This is a genomic window from Akkermansiaceae bacterium, assembly GCA_019634595.1.
GTDB lineage: Bacteria > Verrucomicrobiota > Verrucomicrobiia > Verrucomicrobiales > Akkermansiaceae > Luteolibacter.
This window is the reverse complement of the sequence record JAHCBC010000002.1, coordinates 722,279-740,783: the sequence shown is the minus strand read 5'-3', so window position 1 is coordinate 740,783 and position 18,505 is coordinate 722,279. Positions and strand designations below refer to the sequence as shown.

The 18,505-nt window shown below is 60.6% G+C and carries 16 protein-coding genes; 11 read left to right on the top strand and 5 right to left on the bottom strand.

Annotated features, from left to right (window positions below; genetic code table 11):
- Position 1 precedes the first annotated feature (1 nt).
- Entirely contained in the window at positions 2-721 is a 720-nt protein-coding gene (locus KF712_08935; protein ID MBX3741101.1) for a 1-acyl-sn-glycerol-3-phosphate acyltransferase, read from the bottom strand.
- A 290-nt stretch (positions 722-1,011) separates the two neighbouring features.
- Here KF712_08935 and murG point away from each other — a divergent pair, with 290 nt between their 5' ends.
- The 10 genes from murG (at position 1,012) to KF712_08885 (ending at position 12,765) form a co-directional block, all read left to right on the top strand.
- Positions 1,012-2,109 carry an undecaprenyldiphospho-muramoylpentapeptide beta-N-acetylglucosaminyltransferase gene (gene murG / locus KF712_08930; GenBank protein MBX3741100.1) on the top strand — a complete coding sequence of 366 codons (1,098 nt, stop codon included), beginning with the start codon at positions 1,012-1,014 and terminating at the stop codon, positions 2,107-2,109.
- Positions 2,106-4,406: a UDP-N-acetylmuramate--L-alanine ligase gene (gene murC, locus KF712_08925; protein ID MBX3741099.1), complete on the top strand. Its 2,301-nt coding sequence runs from the start codon at positions 2,106-2,108 to the stop codon at positions 4,404-4,406. The genes murG and murC overlap by 4 nt, the downstream gene beginning before the upstream one ends.
- Before the next feature lie 5 nt (positions 4,407-4,411).
- Positions 4,412-5,332 (top strand): D-alanine--D-alanine ligase, encoded by a 921-nt coding sequence (locus tag KF712_08920; protein ID MBX3741098.1) that lies wholly within the window; start codon positions 4,412-4,414, stop codon positions 5,330-5,332.
- Positions 5,333-5,363: 31 nt separating this feature from the next.
- Complete coding sequence (locus KF712_08915; GenBank protein MBX3741097.1) at positions 5,364-6,335, top strand: FtsQ-type POTRA domain-containing protein; 972 nt, start codon at positions 5,364-5,366, stop codon at positions 6,333-6,335.
- Positions 6,336-6,350: 15 nt separating this feature from the next.
- Positions 6,351-7,562: a cell division protein FtsA gene (gene ftsA, locus KF712_08910; GenBank protein ID MBX3741096.1), complete on the top strand. Its 1,212-nt coding sequence runs from the start codon at positions 6,351-6,353 to the stop codon at positions 7,560-7,562.
- Between the two features lie 40 nt (positions 7,563-7,602).
- Positions 7,603-7,974 carry a four helix bundle protein gene (locus tag KF712_08905; GenBank protein ID MBX3741095.1) on the top strand — a complete coding sequence of 124 codons (372 nt, stop codon included), beginning with the start codon at positions 7,603-7,605 and terminating at the stop codon, positions 7,972-7,974.
- A 62-nt stretch (positions 7,975-8,036) separates the two neighbouring features.
- Positions 8,037-9,728 (top strand): cell division FtsZ family protein, encoded by a 1,692-nt coding sequence (locus tag KF712_08900; protein ID MBX3741094.1) that lies wholly within the window; start codon positions 8,037-8,039, stop codon positions 9,726-9,728.
- 116 nt (positions 9,729-9,844) lie between these two features.
- The gene (gene lnt, locus KF712_08895; protein ID MBX3741093.1) at positions 9,845-11,536 is read left to right on the top strand and encodes an apolipoprotein N-acyltransferase; all 1,692 of its coding nucleotides are present in this window, start codon (positions 9,845-9,847) and stop codon (positions 11,534-11,536) included.
- A 188-nt stretch (positions 11,537-11,724) separates the two neighbouring features.
- Positions 11,725-12,411 (top strand): hypothetical protein, encoded by a 687-nt coding sequence (locus tag KF712_08890; protein ID MBX3741092.1) that lies wholly within the window; start codon positions 11,725-11,727, stop codon positions 12,409-12,411.
- A 90-nt stretch (positions 12,412-12,501) separates the two neighbouring features.
- Entirely contained in the window at positions 12,502-12,765 is a 264-nt protein-coding gene (locus KF712_08885) for a hypothetical protein (GenBank protein ID MBX3741091.1), read from the top strand.
- A 3-nt stretch (positions 12,766-12,768) separates the two neighbouring features.
- Here KF712_08885 and KF712_08880 read toward each other — a convergent pair whose 3' ends face one another.
- Genes KF712_08880 through KF712_08865 form a run of 4 tightly spaced genes read right to left on the bottom strand, consistent with a single transcriptional unit; the run spans position 12,769 to position 15,672 of the window.
- Positions 12,769-13,617: an ABC transporter permease gene (locus tag KF712_08880; GenBank protein MBX3741090.1), complete on the bottom strand. Its 849-nt coding sequence runs from the start codon at positions 13,615-13,617 to the stop codon at positions 12,769-12,771.
- A gap of 2 nt (positions 13,618-13,619) precedes the next feature.
- On the bottom strand, positions 13,620-14,510 hold the full coding sequence (locus tag KF712_08875; protein ID MBX3741089.1) for an ABC transporter ATP-binding protein: 891 nt from the start codon (positions 14,508-14,510) through the stop codon (positions 13,620-13,622).
- A gap of 5 nt (positions 14,511-14,515) precedes the next feature.
- Complete coding sequence (locus KF712_08870; protein ID MBX3741088.1) at positions 14,516-15,043, bottom strand: type II secretion system protein; 528 nt, start codon at positions 15,041-15,043, stop codon at positions 14,516-14,518.
- Positions 15,040-15,672 carry a hypothetical protein gene (locus KF712_08865; GenBank protein ID MBX3741087.1) on the bottom strand — a complete coding sequence of 211 codons (633 nt, stop codon included), beginning with the start codon at positions 15,670-15,672 and terminating at the stop codon, positions 15,040-15,042. Before KF712_08865 ends, KF712_08870 begins: the two co-directional genes overlap by 4 nt.
- Positions 15,673-15,849: 177 nt before the next feature.
- Here KF712_08865 and KF712_08860 point away from each other — a divergent pair, with 177 nt between their 5' ends.
- Positions 15,850-18,504: a hypothetical protein gene (locus tag KF712_08860; GenBank protein ID MBX3741086.1), complete on the top strand. Its 2,655-nt coding sequence runs from the start codon at positions 15,850-15,852 to the stop codon at positions 18,502-18,504.
- Position 18,505 lies beyond the last annotated feature (1 nt).

Here is an 18,505-nt window from a genome sequence, read left to right as displayed (position 1 = left end):
TTCAGGGAACGATGGTTTCCGGCAAGCTGAAGGTCCGCCTGATTTCGGCGTAGAGCTTCACATATTCCGCTTCCAGACGGGCCGCGAACCTGCGGCGGCCTTCCTTGGTATGATCTTCCGGTCCAGCCTGCAACGGCTCGCCAACCAACATCCACAGCGTGCCCCGTTTTGCGGGAAGCCATGGACCGACATGCCTCAATCTGTCCGTCCCCACCACCACCACCGGCACCACGGGACAACCGGAACGGGCCGCCAGCGTACAGACGCCGCGCTTCACCGAGGCTCCCCGCAGGACGGAGCGTTCGCCCTGCATGACCTCCCCTTCGGGGAAAATGCCGACCACTTCACCCCGCCCGAGGCGCTTCAACCCCTCGCGGATGGTGGGCAACGCCGCGCCACGGCGATCCACCCGGAACGCTCCGCCGTGGTAGAGCACTTTTCTGGAAATCCAGTTCTGGAAAAACTCGATCCGCGAGACCCAACTGATCCGCCGCGCCACCATCGCGCTGACCACGATGGGATCGAGGTGGCTCACATGGCTGACCGCCAGCAACACCCCATCCTCCAGGCCCGCCATCTTTTCCAGGCCGCAGGTATGGATCCGCATGGTGCATTTGAAAATACCCAGCCAGAACACCCGGCACGCATCATAGAAACGCCCCGGAGCCTTTGAATGGGAAACCGGGATGCTCAGGGCATGCTGGCGCTTCCTGTCCGGCACGGCCGGAGCCTCAACAATCCGGGGAGAGGGATCCACCGGCAACGCAATGTCTGAAACCACTTCCATTCGGGCGGCGCAGCCCATAGCATATGAGGGGCATTTTGCAAGTTCCTTCCCATTGCCACATCCTGAAAAAACCGGGAATGCCCTTCCAAAAAGCTCCGGATTCCCCCTTTTGGGGTTTGCTTGATAATTAGGATTTGTTTTACATCTCCGCCAGCGCAGGGGAAATCCCCCTCTTCCCCGGCGATGTGCGCTTTCCGATCATCGCCCCCACCGAATTTCTCCACGTGTCCAAGCCTCTCAAAATACTCATCGCCTGTGGTGGCACGGGTGGCCACCTGTTCCCGGGGATCGCCGTGGCAGAGGCTCTCAAGGCGAACGGACATGACGCGATGCTGCTGATCTCGGAGAAGAAGATCGATTCCCAGGCGTCCGCGAAATACAGCCACCTGCGGTTCGAGCGGGTGCAGGCGGTTGCCAAGCCGGCGACCACCTCACCGAAAATGATTCCTTTCCTGCTGAAGCTCTGGAAGGCCATCGGCCACTCAAAAAAACTGATCCGCAGCTACCAGCCGGACGCGGTGCTGGGTATGGGAGGCTTCACTTCCCTGCCACCCGTGTACGCCGGTCACAAGCTGGGACTGAAAACCTTCATCCATGACTCCAACGCGCGGCCGGGCCGGGCGAACGTGCTGACCAGCCGCTTCTGCACCCAGGTTTTCCTGGGACTGGAGCCGGCCAAGGCCTTTTTCCCGAAACATCATCCGGAACTGACGGGTACGCCGGTCCGGCCGGAAATCCTGGCCCTGCCCAGCCGTGAAGAAGCCGCCGCCCGTTTCGGCCTGGATCCCTCCAGGCCGACCATCGTGGTGACGGGCGGCAGCCAGGGAGCGCAGGGACTCAACCGGCTGTGCGCGGAAGCAGGCAAACTGCTGCCGCCGGATTTCCAGATCCTCCACATCGCCGGAAACCTGGACTTCGAAGCGGTCAGCCAGATCGCCGGCGGACGCGAGAACCACAAGATCCTGGGATTCTGCGACCAGATGCCGTCCGCGTATGCCGTGGCGGATCTGGTCATCTCCCGCTCCGGTGCCTCCAGCCTGACGGAGATCGCCATTGCAGGGATTCCGTCCATCCTGGTGCCGTTCCCCTTCGCCGCGGACGACCACCAGACAAAAAACGCGGAAGTTTTCGCCAAGGCAGGAGCCGCGCACCTCATCCAGCAGAAGGATCTGGACGCCGCCACCCTGGCCGGAATGGCCACCGGAATTTTGACAGACTTGCAAACCCGTGAGCGCATGGCACAAGCCGCCCGCGCACTCGCGATCCCGGACGCCGCGGATCGTGTCTGCCGCGCCATCGAAGCCACCGTCTCCCCATCATGACCGATCTCAGCCAGCGCCTCACCGACCGCAGCAACCCGCTGCACATCCACCTCATCGGCGTCGCCGGTTCGGGCATGAGCGGCCTTGCGCTGCTGCTGCTGGGCATGGGCCACCGGGTGAGCGGCTGCGACCGGGTGACCACCCGGGAAACCGAGCGGATGCAGAAGATCGGCCTGGAATTCTGGTCGCCGCAGACCGGTGAGGCCGTGAAGGACGCGGATCTGGTCGTTTATTCCTCAGCCATCCGGCCGGAAAACCCTGCCTACGCCGCCGCGAACGATGCGGGCATCCCCCTGCTGCGCCGCGCGGAGTGCCTGGCCGCCATCCTCCACACGAAAAAGGGCATCGTCATTTCCGGCACCCACGGAAAAACCACGACCTCTTCCATGACCGCCCACGTGCTGCGTGAGGCGGGACAAAAGCCGAGCCACTACGTCGGTGCGGAAATCCCGATCCTGGGAGCGAACGCGAAATGGTCCGAAGACGGCACCCACATGGTGGCGGAAGGGGATGAAAGCGACGGCACGCTCGCCCTTTATCATCCGGAGCACTCGATCATCCTCAACATCGAGGCGGAGCACCTCGATTTCTACCGCGACCTGGATCACATCAAGGAGGTCTTCACCAAGCTGGCGGACCAGACCACCGGCAAGATCGTCTATTGCGCGGAAGACCCTGTGGCGCACGAGATCTGCTCGGAGCGCCCGAATGCCATTTCCTACGGCTGGGAAGACGCCGACTACACCGCCTCCGACATCCGTGACCTGAAGGGTTCCTCCGCCTTCTGCGTGATGAAAAACGGCGAGCCTATGGGCGATGTGGAGCTCGGCATTCCCGGGAACCATAATATCCTCAACGCCCTCGGTGCGATCGCGCTGGCGGACAGTTGCGGCGCGGAGTTCGCGAAGGTCGCTCGTGCGCTCGCCACCTTCGCCGGAGCCAAGCGGCGCTTCGAAACGAAGTATCTCTCGAAGGACTACCGCATCGTCGATGACTACGGCCACCATCCGTCCGAGCTGGCGGCCACGCTGCAGACCGCCCGCTCGCTGAAGCCGGGCCGGGTGGTCGTCCTGTTCCAGCCCCACCGCTACACGCGCACCCAGGCACTGGCGGATGACTTCGGCAAGGTCCTGCAGGCCGCCGACCGCATTTTCATCACGGACGTCTATGCCGCTTCGGAGAAGCCCATCGAGGGCATTTCCGGGCAGACCCTTGTGGACGCCGTCGAGAAACACGGCGACATCCGCGTGACCTACGTGCCGGACCTGGCAACCGCCCACCACGCCGTGGGCAACGCGCTGGAGCCGGGAGATCTGCTCATCACGCTGGGCGCCGGCAACGTCCATGAAATCGGGACGAAGATCTCCGCGGACCTCAAGGTGCTGGAGGAGATGCGCGCGCTGATGCCGGAAGGCGAGATCGAGGGCCGTCTTTACGAGCCGATGAAGAAGCACACCACCATGCTCGTCGGGGGACCGGCGCAGTACTGGATGGAGCCGCACAGCTTCTACGCCTTCGCTTTCCTGGTCAGCTATTGCCGGGAGCGCGGCATCCCCGTGCGGGTGGTCGGCCGTGGCTCGAACCTGCTGGTGCGGGACGGCGGCATCCGCGGTGCCGTCATCCACCCGACTGGCGGTGTGTTTTCCGAAGTGACCGTGGACGGCAAGGGCCACGTCACGGCCGGAACCGGTGTCCGGCTCAAGAAGCTGGCCAGCGCGGCCGGCGGCCACGGCATCGGCGGCTTCGAATGGATGGAGGGCATCCCCGGAAACGTCGGCGGCGCACTGAGGATGAACGCGGGTGCCATGGGTTCCGAGACCTTCGACCAGGTGGTGCGCGTCACCTTCCTGGATGAGGACGGCGTGATCCGCACCCGGGAGCGGGACGAGATCGTCGCCAGCTACCGGAACGTGGCGGAACTCCGCCGCAACTTCGCGCTCCAAGCTGTTTTCAAGGGCAAGCCGGACAAACCGGAAAACATCAAGGCCCGGTGGGAAGAATCCCGCGAAAAGCGCCGTAGTTCACAGCCCATCGCCGCATCCGCTGGATGTGTCTTCAAGAATCCGGAAGTCATCGCGGCGGGCCGCCTCGTCGATTCCATGGGCCTGAAGGGCACCTCCGTCGGCAAGGCAGCCGTTTCCGAGTCGCACGGAAACTTCATCGTCAACACCGGCGGCGCATCCGCCACCGAGATCCTCACCCTCATCGAATCCATCCAGGCCAAAGCCAAAGCCGAGCGTTACGTCGATCTCGAAACGGAGGTCAAGATCCTCGGCGAAGACGAACCCGATTTCTGAAAGCCATGCTCCAAGGAAAGAAAATCGCCGTCCTGATGGGCGGTCCCGGCGCTGAACGCGACGTTTCGCTCGCCACCGGCAAGGCCATCCTCAAGGCTCTCACCGACGCGGGATACGACGCCGTCGCAGTCGATGTGACCGGCACCACGATTGATCTGCCCGAGGGAACCGATCTGGCCTTCAACGCCATCCACGGTACCTTCGGCGAGGACGGCCAGCTCCAGGATTTCCTGGAAGCACGGGGCATCCCGTACACCGGTGCGGGTTCCGCCAGCAGCAAGCTCGCCATCAACAAGACCCTCGCCAAGGAACGCTTCGTGGCGGCGGGTGTCCCCACCGCCCGCTCGGAAACCCTTTCCCTCTCCCCCGGCCTGCTGCCGAACCCAACCATCAAGGCGCCGCTGGTGGTCAAGCCGCCGCTGGAAGGCTCCAGCGTGGGCATCCAGATCGTGAAGGAACAGGACCAGGTCCCAACCGCGCTGCTGAAAGCCGCGGAGAAATACGATGAGGTGCTCCTCGAGGAATTCATCGAGGGCAAAGAACTGACCGTGGGCATCCTTGACGGCACCCCGCTGCCGGTCGTCCACATCATCCCGCCGGACGGCGACTATGACTTCTCCAGCAAGTATCCATGGCTTTCCGGCGGAAAAGGCAGCCAGTATATCTGCCCCGCGGAGCTGGATGAGGATACGACCCGCGCGGTGCAGGAAGCCGCACTGGCCGCCTACAACGCGCTGGGCATCGAGGTCTATGCCCGGGTGGACGTCCTGCTCGACAAAGACAACCGTCCGTTCGTCCTCGAAGCGAACACCATCCCCGGCATGACCGAGACCAGCCTGCTGCCGAAGGCCGCTGCCGCCGCCGGCATCCCTTTCCCCGCCCTCTGCCAGACCATCGCCGAACTGTCACTGAAAGTGGAACGCTAGAACCACGGGCCCCACCGCCCGCCCCACCGCCATGAAGAAGACCTCCAGACCCAGCAAGCGCCCGCAATCAAGCGTCCTCCAGGTCCGCGTGATGTCGCCGCGCATCGCGTGGTTCGGCTTTCTCCGGATCTTCGGCAGGTGCATGAAATACGCGCTCATCGCCGGTATGGTCGGAGCCGCTGGTTGGGGGGCATGGAAGGGCATCCGCCATGCGTTCCATGAGAACCCGGACTTCCGCCTGCAGACCGTGGATCTCAATGAAAACAGCGCCATCGACGAGTTCGGCGTCTATCAGATCGCGGACATCGACCCCCAGGTGAATCTCTTCACCCTGGACATCGACCAAGTGGCCGAACGCTTGCGTGGCGTGCCCGCGCTTTCCGCCGTACAGGTGGAGCGCCGCCTGCCCGGGACCCTGCATGTGCGCGTGCTTTCCCGTGTTCCGTGCGCATGGGCGGCGGTCGGAAACGAACCGTTCGAACGCAAACCGGGCGGCCTGCTCATCGACCACGACGGCCACGCCTTCCCCTGCACCACGGTCCAGTTCGAAACCGCGGAGAAACTTCCCGTCATCCTGCTTCCCGGAGGGGGTGAGCATGGGATCACCTCCGGAAAGACCGTGGATCATCCTGAACTCGCGCGCTGCATGCGCCTGCTGGATGCCGCCACGAAAGCCGACCCCGGCTCCATCGCCCGGATCGAATCCCTGCGGCAGGCGAACAGTTGGTCGCTGGAGCTGGTGACGCGGGATGGCCTCGCCGCCACCTTCGGCCTGGGCGACCACGAACGCCAGATCTCCAATTTCCGCGCCGCCATCGACCACGCCAGCCGCGGCAACTATTCCATCGCCACCATCAATCTCATCCCGAAGATCAACGTCCCGGTCACGCTCCGCGGCTCCGCCCCTCCTCCGAAGGCGCTCATCGTGCCTGAGCCGACGGCGGACGACGTGCGCCGCGACCGGCGTTCCCGTGATCTGAACACCCTCCTCAACAGCCGCTGATCCGCGCACCCGAACATGGCACGCCGCTCGAAAATTCACGTCGGACTCGAAATCGGAACCAGCAAGACCTGCATGGTCGTCGGCGAGGTGAAGCCGGACACCGCGATCAAGATCCTGGGCATCGGAGTCACCAACACGGCGGGCGTCCGCAAGGGGGAGATCAATGATTTCCCGCAGGCCCGCGCCTGCCTGAAGGACGCGCTGGTGAAGGCGGAGGATGCCAGCGACGTGGAGATCGGCAGCGTGTATCTGGCGGTGACCGGCTCCCACATCCAGGGGGTGAACAACCGCGGCACCTTCCGTCTCCCGGAGGGAGATCCGACCGTGGCTCCGGAACACGTCCAGGAGGCCCGGGACATCGCGAAGGATGTCCACATCCCGGCCGACCACGTCTATATCCACAACATCATCCGCAACTACTGGCTGGATGGACTGGAGCACAACACCTCCCCCGTCGGCCTCTTCGGCAAGACCGTGGAAGCCGACTTCCACATCGTCCACGGCATCGGCAACCGCATCCAGAACAGTATCAAGCTGGTCCGTGAGATGCCGCTGGAAGTGGACGACGTCGTTTTCGCCCCCATCGCCACCGCGCAAATGGCGCTCGACCCGGAGCAACGCGAGCGCGGCGCGCTGGTGATCGACATCGGAGGCGGCACCACCGACTACGCCCTCTACCTCGGCGGCTCGATCGCGGCTTCCGGCTGCATCCCCGTGGGCGGCGACCATGTGACGAATGACATCCACCTCGTCACCGGCCTGCCATTTTCAAAGGCGGAGGCCCTGAAGGTCACCGAAGGCGACGCGTCCGCGGATCCGGCGAAGGCCGTCGGCACCGCCAAGCTGACCGACGAACGCGGCTTCGCGGACGTGGAGGTGAAGCGCAGCATCCTCAACGAGGTCATCCGCCAGCGGCTGGAGGAAACGCTCAAGCTGGTGAAGCAACGGCTGCCGGAAGGCGCGGTCGAAAACATCGGCGCGGGCATCTTCCTCACCGGCGGCACCAGCCAGATGCGCGGCTTCAGCGAGCTGGCGTTCGAGGTTTTCGGACGCGACATCTACCGCCCGGAATCCTCCGACTTCAGCGGTTCGCAGAACAACTTCAAGGACCCCCGCTTCGCCACCGCCATCGGCCTCATCCGTTACGCCCAGATCCTGGAAACCGAACGCGCCAAACCGCCTGGCTGCCTCGGACGGATCGCGCGTCTTTTCTGGATGGGACGATAGCCGGAACATCGAACATTGAACGTCCAACATCGAACATCGAATGGAAGATGACCCGAAAGCATCCTACGATCTGGAGGATCGTCTTTTGGACTACGGTGCCCGGATCATCACTCTCACCCGCTCGCTGGGACCGGACTTTGCCGCCCGGCACATAGGCAACCAACTTCTCCGCTCGGGGACTGCTCCGCTTTCCCATCACGGTGAAGCCCAAGGCGCCGAATCCCCTGCTGATTTCATCCACAAATTACGCCTCGCCCTCAAGGAGTTCCGCGAGTCACAACGCTGGCTCAAACTGATCATCCGGTCCGAGATCCTCCCTGATCAGAAACTGGCTCCCTTGCTCGATGAAACCGACCAATTGATCCGCATCTTCGTCACCAGCATCAACACCGCCGAAAAACGCCGCAAATAGCTCTCTTCACTTCGACGTTCGATGTTGGACGTTCGATGTTCAATGTTCCAAAGTTTCCCAAAATGATTTCCTACACCCGCGATCCCCAGCAAACCATCCCCACCTCGAGCGTGAAAATCATCGGCCTCGGTGGTGGGGGGACGAATATCCTCGAACGCGTCGCCCTCGATGGCATGGAGGGCGCCGAACTCCTGGCGCTGAACACGGACATCCGGACGCTGTCCGCCGCGGTGGCCGGCGAAAAGATCCAGCTCGGCCGCAACCTGACGAAGGGCCTGGGCACCGGCGGTGATCCGGAACTCGGCCAGCAGGCGATGCTTGAGGCGGAAAGTGAGATCCGCGACTCGCTGCGCGGCCGCCGCATCGTTTTCCTCTGTGTCGGCCTCGGCGGTGGCACCGGCTCCGGCGCGGCTCCCATCGTCACCCGCATCGCCCGGGAGGAAGGCGCGTTCGTGGTGGTGTTCGCCACCATGCCGTTCTTCTTCGAGGGCAAGCGCCGCCGGGAGCAGGCGGAAACGTCGCTCAACGAGCTGGCGGTCCTCTCGAACGCGCTGGTCACCTTTGACAACAACCGGATGGGCGAACTGGTGCTGGCGAAACAGGGCATCCACGAAGCCTTCGCCGCCGCGGACCTGATGATCTGCGAATCCATCAAGGCGGTCATCCGCCTGGTGATCCGGCCGGGCCTGATCAACGTGGGGCTGGACGATCTGATGAGCGCCCTGCGGACGAACCGTTCCCGCTGCCTGTTCGGCTCCGGCCTGGCGGAAGGCAAGGACCGCGCCGCCAAGGCGCTGCGCAACGCGCTGGCCAGCCCGCTGCTCGACCAGGGCGCGCTGCTCAAGGACGCCCAGACCGTGCTCGTCCACCTTTCCGGCGGGGAAGACCTCACCCTTTATGAAATCGAGCTGCTGATGCAGCGGCTCCAGAAGTTCGTTCCGGAAAAGGCGCATGTTCTCTTCGGCGCGGCGATCGACCCGGCGATGCGGGATTCCCTTTCCGTGACGCTCATCAGCGCCCTGCCGGAAGACCACCTCCGTGCGGCACCGAGGGATTCCCTGTCGTCATCCCTCCCGGAGAATCCGGTGCTGGATCCGTCCGACAGTTTTGCTTCCTTCTCCACTCCGGCAATCACCGCCAAACCTGAGCCCGAAACGACATTCGCGGACACCCTCCCGCCGGTTGAGGAGTCAAAACCGGAGCCGGAACCAGAAACAGAGCTGGAGCCGATGTTCACTTCAAAGCAGCAGCCGGAAGCCAAACCCCTGCCCGAGCCGGAACCGGAGCCACAACCTGAACCGGAGCCGGTGGCGGCGGTTGACGTATGGGATGACGAGCCGCCCTTCGCGGAAGCCTTCGCCGACTCACCCGTCGAAGCGGCGGCCCCGCCCTCCGCGCCGGAACCCGAGGAAAAACCCGCGACCCACCTGCCCGCCGCCTCCGTCCCGAAGCCGGAGAATGTCATGCGGCTCGCCCCCGATGCCGATTCAGGCGCGGGGAAAAACCTCTGGACGCCCAAGCCCCCTGCGCCCCGCGCGGATGATGAGTTTCCACCGGATCTCGAGGACGTGCCCGCCGCCGAAGCCAAGCCCGCCGCCGAACCACCGAAACTGAAGCTGGGCGTGAAGACCCCGACGGCCCAACCGGAACTCTCCTTTGACACCGCACCGCGTGGCCGCTTCGAAGGGGTGAGCCCGAACGTCGTGAACGGGGAGGATCTCGACCTTCCGCCTTTCCTGCGGAAGAAGAAGTAGGAACACTGGCGGCGCAGGCGGAACCTGAGGATCCGCATTGAACGGATGATGCCATGACGCCGCGAGGCAGGCATCATCCCTGCTTTCATCCCGATCCCCACCCACCTCCTCCGTCCATGTCCCGTATCCCGCGCATTCTCCTCCACAGGGTGGGACCCGTCCTGCTCGCCGGCGGCATCGTCGGTTGGGAGGCGTCCGGCAGCAGGAACGGTGTCCTTATTCTACCCTCCCTCATCATGCTCCTCACGGTCCTCTGGACCACGGACGAACGCAGGGCGGCGTGGAAAGGGTTCGGCCTGGGATGGCTGGCGGGTATCGTCGGCTTCGCGATCCAGCTCCGCTGGCTGTCCGTCGTCTCCCCGCTGGGCGCGGTGGTGCTGCCGCTTTATCTCGGCCTGTTCTGGGGTGCGTTCGGAGCTTTCGCCACCACCTTGGGAAGGCCCCGCATCTTGCTGCAGGAGAAATCCCATGTCGGCATCACCTTTGCCAATGCCGCCGTTTTCGCGTTTCTCGAATGGCTCAGGAGCTGGCTTTTCACCGGCTTCGGCTGGAACGGACTGGGGATCGCTTTCCATGATGTCCCCCTCATCGCCCAGACGGCGGATCTCCTGGGGGTGTGCGGGATTTCCCTGCTCGTCGTCTGGGTCTGTGGTCTGTTCGCGGTGGACATCCAGCGCTATCAGATGGCGGGCGGATGGAAGGCGAGGAACAAGGGCAGCGACCGCATCGGGTGGAAAAATCCGGTGACCGGGTATCTGATCATCGCGCTGGTTCCGCTCTACGGTTGGATGCGCATCCACCAGGAAGAATCACGGGCCACCACTCCGCTGCGCGCGCTGCTCGTCCAGAACAATATCCCGCAGGATGCCGCCCGCTACCTGTGGGACCCGGCGGAGATCCACATGGCCTACGAGGACGCCACGCTGGAAGCGCTGGAGAAAGCGAAGGCGGCGGAGACTTTCCCGGACTGGGTCATCTGGCCGGAAAGCGCGCTCACCGGCCGGTTCCTGCGCACGGATGACGGAGGGTGGGGGACCTGGCAGGAAAACCTCGATACGCTCCGGAATGTCCGCGAGGGCGGGGATTTCACCCTCATGTTCGGAGCCATCGAACTGGAGGCCACGAATGATGGCGACGCCCTCCTGCCGAAACCCGACGGCAACACCTACAACTCCCTGGTGGCCATGTCCCCTGCCGACGAACTCCAGACCTTCCGCAAGCATCACCTGGTCATCTTCGGCGAGACGATCCCGTTCGTGGATTCGATCCCGTTCCTGAAAAAGATCTACCAGCAACAGGCGGGCGTGGAATATGGCGGCTCGTTCGCCTCCGGCAAATCCTTCGAGCCCCTCACCGCCGCCACCGCCGCCGGGACGCGGATCGGCATCATCCCCACCGTTTGCTTCGAGGATACCGTTCCGCGTTTGACCCGGCGCTTTCTGAAAAACGGGCCGCAGGTCATCGTGAATGTCACCAACGACGGGTGGTTCAAGGAAAGCCCGGCAGCCGCCCAGCACTTCGCGAACGCGAAGTTCCGGGCCATCGAACTCCGCCGCCCGATGCTCCGGTCCGCCAACACGGGCGTCACCGCCAGCGTGGACACCACCGGCCGGGCGACGACACTGACTGACAGGAAAGGCAGCCATTTCACCAATGGCACACTTCTTGCGCGGGTTTCCGTGCCAATCCGTCCGGGCAAATCCCTCTACGGAATGGTGGGCGATCTGGGGATCATCCTCACCGGTGCCGGAGGACTGGCTGTGGCATTCCTGCTCCGACGCGGAAAAGCCGAACCATTGGAAATGTAAGGGTTACATTGTGAATACCGCAAAAAGCGATCTTTCCGACTGTTAGAGGCGGTTAGGTCGTTTTTTCTTGCGACCCTCCGCTTGTCTGCTTTCGTAGCCGGGAATTTTGCGCCCCTGGACCTCTCCGACGAGGCATTTGGCACGGGATTCGCTAACCACCTTCCAAAATTTCACTCAGCACGCACCACATGCTTTTCAACGACTCTTCCGCGAAGGAAACATCCCCGCTGACCACACGTCGCGGCGCGCTCGGAACCATCAGCCTCGCCAGCATCGGCCTTGCAGCTACTTCTACCCAAGCAAGCGCGTTTCTCTTTCAGAAAAAGGACACCCCTCCCGTCGTGGAAGTAAGGTCCGGCTCCAGTGTCCCGGCCCGCAGGACCGGCAACGCGATCGAGGCAGCCTCCTTCAACGGCATCCCCGGTGAATGGGCAGGCATCCAGGGATCCCTCCTTCCGGAATACACCCGCTACCTCGCCTCGCTCAAGCTCCAGCGCCTGGAACCCCAGCAGGTCATCGCAGCCCACGCCAAGCAGAAGGGCGCCGTCTGGAACCGCCTGCCCCCGAAGCAGTGGTGGACCCGCATGGGCTACACCCTCCGCGTGGTGGACCGCATCGCCGTTTATCTCAACATGCCGGTGGACGAGATCGTCTCCGCCTACCGCTGCCCGGTCTATAACGCCCAGTGCGAAGGCGCGAAGGTCGGCTCCTGGCACCAGGCGAACGTCGCCGTGGATGTGAAGTTCCCCGCCAAGGCTTCCTCCATCACCGCCGCCACCCGCAACCTCCGCGACCGCGGCCTCTTCAAGGGCGGTGTCGGCGGCTACGGCAGCTTCACCCACATCGACACCCGTGGCGTGAACGTCAACTGGTGATCGGATCTTGATTTTCCCGGACGCGGCGGGCTTCATCAAATGATGAAGCCCGCCGTTTTTCGTTCCGGTGAAAAGACCGGCCGATCTCCGATGCTCCTCATCTGGCTGCTGGCAGCCAGTGCCGCGACCTGGGGTGGTATGACCTCATGCATGTGCGGGCATTTCTCCCTCATCACCACCGTCGGCATCCTGCCAGCCTTCATCGTCGGCTGCGTCTTGTTTCACCGCAGCATCCGGAGCGGTCGGATGGACGCCATCATCTCCGGCATTGCCATGCTCCTGATCCTCGGCCTTGCCGCCAAATGCATCATCGATTTTCTGTGGACCGGCCACCAGCCGCTCCTGGGACCATAGCCCTCACGTCTTGAAATCCCGGGTCTGGAACGACAGCCAGCCCAAGATGAACAGCGTGATGTTCAGCCCGCTGAGGAAGGCGTAGGACTCGATGACCTTCGGCCAGGAAATGTGGTGCTCCATCAGGAACACCCACGCGCTCATCCGCCAGGTGACGAACCAGCTTTCGTAGGGTTTGAAGAACGGGAACTCCTGCAGGATCATGTCCACGAACAGGATGGTCAGCGTGATGATGGACGCCGCCGCCGGCTTGATCTTCAGGCAGGAGAACATGAAGGCGATGGAGGAAAGCGTGATCATGCTGAGGCCGATGCCGGTTGCCGCCAACGCGAGCCGCTTCGCCCCGTCGATCCACTCCGGATACGCGGCGAAGACTTTCATCTTCTGCTCGATGACCAGCAGTCCTCCTTCCCATCCGACGGCGGCGACCGCCATCAGGTATCCGGAGATGCCGACAAAGAACACGAAGGTGAAGGTGTAGAGGCAGACCGCCGAATACTTCACCAGCAACAGCCGGAAGCGGCTGATGGGCCGGGCGAAAACCAGCCGCAGGTTCCCGTCTTCATTTTCCTTCGCCACGATGTCCCCGGCCACCAGGGCGAAGTAGATCGCGCCGAGCAGCACCATGCTGATGAGCATGATGGTGAAGGTGATGGTCAGGGAGCTGTAGTAGGTGCCGAACTCCAGACCGTTGCGCTCGACCATCCCCCGCATGACCTGCTGGCTGCGGTCCAGCTTGTAGACGAACAGGATCACCGCCTCCATGACCAGGAACGCGCCGTAGCCCATCCAGGTCCGCGGCCTGGCGAACAGCTTCCTGAGTTCCCCCCGGAGTTGTTGCAGGAACAGCATGGCTACCTTTCCCCTCCATTCAGGATTTCCATGTAGAGGTCCTCCAGCGACCGCTTCACCGGCGCGAACGCACGGACCCGCACACCCGCACCGACGAGGGTTCCGACAAAGTCCGCCGGGTCCACCTCGTGCGGCAGGGACAGCCGTCCCTCACCCAGGACTTCACCACCCGCTCCATGGATGAGGCCGACGGCGGTTCCCCAAGGCTGGAGGTCCGCCTCATAGACCGGGGTGTCCTCGTTCAGGCCATCGACGCTGCCCTCGAACACGCGCCTGCCCTTGCGGAGGATGGCCACGCGGTCGCACATCAGCTCGACCTCCGCGAGCAGGTGGGAGTTGAAAAGGACGGTCGTCCCGCGCTCGTCGCGCAAGCCGAGGATGAAGTCGCGGAACCATTTGATGCCTTCCGGGTCCAGCCCGTCGGTCGGCTCGTCCAGCAGCAGCACTTCCGGTTCCGGCAGCAGGGACTGCGCGAGCGCGAGCCGCTGCCTCATCCCGTGGCTGTAGGTCCGCACCTTGGAATGAATGCGGTCCGCCAGGCCCACACGCTGCACGACGTCCCGGGCCATCCCCGCGTCGAACGGGCAGGTGTAGCTCATCAGCAGCCGCAGGTTCTCCCAGCCGCTCAGGTAATCGTAGAATGCCGGTGCCTCGAAGATCGCGCCAACTTTTCCCAATGCGCGCGCCCGGTCCTTCGCCACGGAGATGCCATCGATCGTCACCTCCCCGCGATCCGCCGCAACCATCCCGAGGATGATGCCCAGCGACGTGCTCTTGCCCGCTCCGTTGTGGCCCAACAGGCCGAAGATCTCACCCCTGCCCACGCTGAACGAAACATCCTCCAGCGCCGCTTTGCCGCCGAAGGTTTTCCAGAGTCCGTTCACTTCGAGCATGGCCGCTATTTCCCTTTCTCCTGCGAATTCCCGATCTTGAAGCGGATCTTGTTCGAGGCACTGCCATCCGCATAGAGGATGTTCGTGTCGTGCGGGTGCCACGCTTCCTTGTCCGTGACGAGGGGGATCGTCTCCGGGCTGTTGCGCATGTTGAAGAACGTCGCGTCCGCCACCGTGGATCCGTTCATGGCGGAGTTCCAGAAATAGCTGCAGCCGGTCTTGTTGAACTCCTTCACCCCCGCCGGGCAGCAGAACACGCGGTCGGTCTGTGTGTACTCCAGCAGGACGGTGTCCAGCACCGGGGCGTCGATCTTCTTTGATCCCCGCCCGGGCCTGAGTTCCGGCAACCGTCCGCCATGATCCCGCAGATAAACATCCAGCGCCCCGCCGATGCCCGCCAGGTTCGTCAGGCAGGCGGACTCCCGCGCCCGTCCCAGCATCCTCACGCCGAGCGGATAGCCGATCCCCGCGAGAATGGCGATGATGGCGACCACGAACATCATCTCCGTCAGGGTCATTCCGCGCGCTTTCATCTCTTTCCGCCGATCCCTCCGAAATCGTTCCCGCGCATGCCCTGCATCACCTCGTTCATCGCCTCCATCAGCGGTGCCAGATCCAGCTTTGTATCCGCGCTCGCCTTTTTGAAATACGCCTGCATCCCCTCCTCGCTGATGCGGTCGAGGAGATCATCCCCAAGCGCCTCCGCCCGCGCCATTTCCTCCGCCGTTTTCCCCTCGTCGATCTCCTTGAGCGCCTGCTGCACGAAGCGCTTCCGCTCCGCCGGTTCCAGTCCATCCAGCGCCTCCATGAAACGGTTCATCGACTCCATCACCGTCAGATCCACGAACAGGGACCGCTCCTCCGCGCTGAGCTTCCGGAAAAACTCCTCACCGGTCCGGTTCTGGCGGTTCTTCTCCCGTTCATGGAAGTCCAGCCGGTTGATCATCCCGGCGATTCTCCGGATCTCCCGCTCCCGCTCCCCCGGATCATCCGACTGCCCCTTCCCGCCCGACCAGTCCTCGAAGTCCGCGGCCACGATCTCCCGATTCACCTTCTCCGCCGTGATCTTCCGCGCGCCCGCCCAGGACCTCACGCCCCACACCACGCCCCAGACCAGCGCGAGCGCGAGGATGGCTTTGATCACAACGGAGCGGCGTCCCATGGCTTCACGGAAGCTAGACCACTATCGCCAACGCGCAAGCTTGTGACATTCGATAATCTTAGATGAGATGTCGCCTACCCTCGGGTCTTTCGGGATCCGAAAAGATAACGGCTTCGCTCATTTTCTCTCCCGTTTTTCTGCCGTTCTGATACGACTACCTAATAGTTAATTGAACGCATGAGTTCCAGTTCAGGCACCCTTCCTCCCCGGTTTAAAGTTGAACCCCCTCGGATGACGATTCTCTCGGATCATCCTGTAGATGATTCTCCAGATGATCTTTCGCTTCACGACAACCTTGAACTATCTTCGAGATTGTCTGCTATCTTCGATATTCTCCGCCACAAAGAGACAAAGTGCCCATTAACTATCGCAATCTACGGCGATTGGGGCACGGGCAAGACTTCTGCGATGAAATGGCTGGCCGCGAAGCTTTCCGAATGGAACACAATGAACAACGACCGAGTTGGCGGGCATCCAAATGTTCACGCTATTTGGTTTGAGCCTTGGAAATATCATACACGAGAAGATGTATGGCGAGGAATTATATCCGAGGTCATCCTTGCGATGTTCCGAGTTAATGCCACAGATAAAGAACATCTAGTTAACGGCTTGAAGGAGGCCGCACGCAAATTCGGTGCTTTCTTAGGCCGCAGTTTTCTCCATGCCTTGGGACACACAAAATTTTCGTTCGGACCGGAACAAGCAGGAAAATTTGAGATTTCAGGCGAAGTATTTCAAGACATCCACCAAGAATGGGAAAGGGCCAATCATCCCCAAAAGCCGTATCTCAATCAGTTTGAGGCAACCTTGGAAGACTGGGTAACCCGCTTTCTACCAAAACGTGACGATGACGGAGTTTCTCGCAGTGATCGAATGGCTCTTTTTATCGACGATCTGGATAGATGCTTACCGGAGGTGACCCTAGAGGTATTGGAAGCTATCAAACTCTACCTCAGCATAAAACCGCTAATTTTTATCTGTGGATTGGATCGGACTGTAGTAGACGCCATTGTTAAAAAGCGATACAGCGATCACGGGCTCGCCGACGCTCACAAGAGTGAGCACTACCTGAATAAAATTTTTCAAGTTGAGGTTGATGTGTCTCCGAGCGAGACACAGATAAAAGACTTTCTCAATATTACCCTAAGTGGAGTAAATCGCCAGACAGGAGGATATTTGGACGAAATGTTTGGGGAAGAAGAATCGGCACCAGATCCGACCTCAGCCCGAGAAAGATTACACGCCGGGCTGACTCATCTCGCACGCCACAATCCGCGAGAAATCAAAAGACTCCTTAACAGCGCGATTCTGCGGGGCCGCATGGCAGCAGACAATATCAGACTTCACGACTCGTCAAGGACTTGGATAGCAGACAATGAAGCGATCATTCAAACATTAAAACTTCCACTTGAGGTTACTTCTCTGCTATTCGCGCAAGGCGTCTCAACTTATCTACTTCAACGACACTTAGAAAGCGCGCATCAATTAGGAAGAGAAACTACATCCTACCTATTTCGAACTCAGAAATTTCTTTTATGGATTCAGAATCTCTCGCTATTTCTTTGTTCCAACCCCGATTTTAAACCCCCCACTCGCACTACCGAACAAAAGGAAAGATTGGATAGCTACACAGAAATTGATAACTCTTATATTGAGAAATCCGATCTTCCCGAGGAACGCCTATGGTACGATGCTCTCATCTCAAGCCGCCCCTCCCAAGAACGAGGGCAAACGATACCTATTTCTCATTTTGAGAATTTATTCGTATTTTCCATACTAAGGATCCCTTTCTCGGCCGAGGTGGCCCAAAGCTCTCCAACTCACGGATCGTCGTCGATTGTTTCCGCCAATAAGATCATCGAATCATTATCTCCAATTTTGCGGCAGGCAATAATGGAAAGCCTAGGAAAATCTGATAATGAAAACATCGATTCGAAAGACATTGAATCCATTGATGAGCTTTTCTTACCCGCTGAAGCAAGTGACGAGGACCTTTCATCCATACATCTTTTACCCAAAATCTCTTACATTGATCTTGATGGAACACTTATCACCGACTCCACATTATCGCAGCTAATTAAATTGCGAAATCTATCCTCTGTTTCGGCAGTTGGTACACAAATTACAGACAATGGCTTAGAGATTCTTTCCAGACACCATGATCTGGAGAACCTATATTTTTCCCACACTTCGATCAGTGATCAAGGGGCGACCCACCTCTCGAAACTTAAAAGCCTGAAAACTTTGGATCTCTCGCATTCGTTTGTCACCGATTCATGCATATCATATTTTTCGAATTTAACGAATCTCACGACACTGGGATTAAGCTACACTTCGATTTCAGACGATTCACTCAGAAGTATTTCTGAAATACCATCAATTTCGAGCCTTCAAGTTCGCGGGACAAAAATTACCAACAATGGTCTTATTTATCTTTCTAAGATGCCTAACCTCACGAACTTATTCCTCAGCAAAAATCAAATAGATGACAAGGGTTTGCGGGATCTCTCGAAACTTTCCGAGATAGCTACCCTAGCGATAGGCGATACTCAAATTACGGATGATGGGATCGACTCTCTATCGAGTCTTAAGAATCTATCGAAGCTGTATCTCGATAATACGTCAATATCCGATAATGCCATCCTGGCACTTTCTGATTCCCATGAACTTCAATTCATTTCTTTGCGCGGAACCAGGATCACAGACGAAGCGGTTGCTCATTTGCTTAAGATACCTAAACTCGCGACCCTCGATTTAAGAGATACAGATGTTTCGCAGATCGGCATTAGGAAGCTCAAGATAAATAACCCAAAGCTAAGACTTCGAAAATAAC

Bases quoted from the DNA above. Each gene is read 5' to 3' on its own strand.
- ftsA (MBX3741096.1), top strand. From the start codon at position 6,351: ATGGCACGCCGCTCGAAAATTCACGTCGGACTCGAAATCGGAACCAGC.
- KF712_08880 (MBX3741090.1), bottom strand. From the start codon at position 13,617: ATGCTGTTCCTGCAACAACTCCGGGGGGAACTCAGGAAGCTGTTCGCC.
- KF712_08875 (MBX3741089.1), bottom strand. From the start codon at position 14,510: ATGCTCGAAGTGAACGGACTCTGGAAAACCTTCGGCGGCAAAGCGGCG.
- KF712_08860 (MBX3741086.1), top strand. From the start codon at position 15,850: ATGAGTTCCAGTTCAGGCACCCTTCCTCCCCGGTTTAAAGTTGAACCC.
- KF712_08865 (MBX3741087.1), bottom strand. From the start codon at position 15,672: ATGGGACGCCGCTCCGTTGTGATCAAAGCCATCCTCGCGCTCGCGCTG.
- murC (MBX3741099.1), top strand. From the start codon at position 2,106: ATGACCGATCTCAGCCAGCGCCTCACCGACCGCAGCAACCCGCTGCAC.
- KF712_08905 (MBX3741095.1), top strand. From the start codon at position 7,603: ATGGAAGATGACCCGAAAGCATCCTACGATCTGGAGGATCGTCTTTTG.
- lnt (MBX3741093.1), top strand. From the start codon at position 9,845: ATGTCCCGTATCCCGCGCATTCTCCTCCACAGGGTGGGACCCGTCCTG.
- KF712_08915 (MBX3741097.1), top strand. From the start codon at position 5,364: ATGAAGAAGACCTCCAGACCCAGCAAGCGCCCGCAATCAAGCGTCCTC.
- KF712_08890 (MBX3741092.1), top strand. From the start codon at position 11,725: ATGCTTTTCAACGACTCTTCCGCGAAGGAAACATCCCCGCTGACCACA.
- KF712_08920 (MBX3741098.1), top strand. From the start codon at position 4,412: ATGCTCCAAGGAAAGAAAATCGCCGTCCTGATGGGCGGTCCCGGCGCT.
- KF712_08870 (MBX3741088.1), bottom strand. From the start codon at position 15,043: ATGAAAGCGCGCGGAATGACCCTGACGGAGATGATGTTCGTGGTCGCC.
- KF712_08885 (MBX3741091.1), top strand. From the start codon at position 12,502: ATGCTCCTCATCTGGCTGCTGGCAGCCAGTGCCGCGACCTGGGGTGGT.
- KF712_08900 (MBX3741094.1), top strand. From the start codon at position 8,037: ATGATTTCCTACACCCGCGATCCCCAGCAAACCATCCCCACCTCGAGC.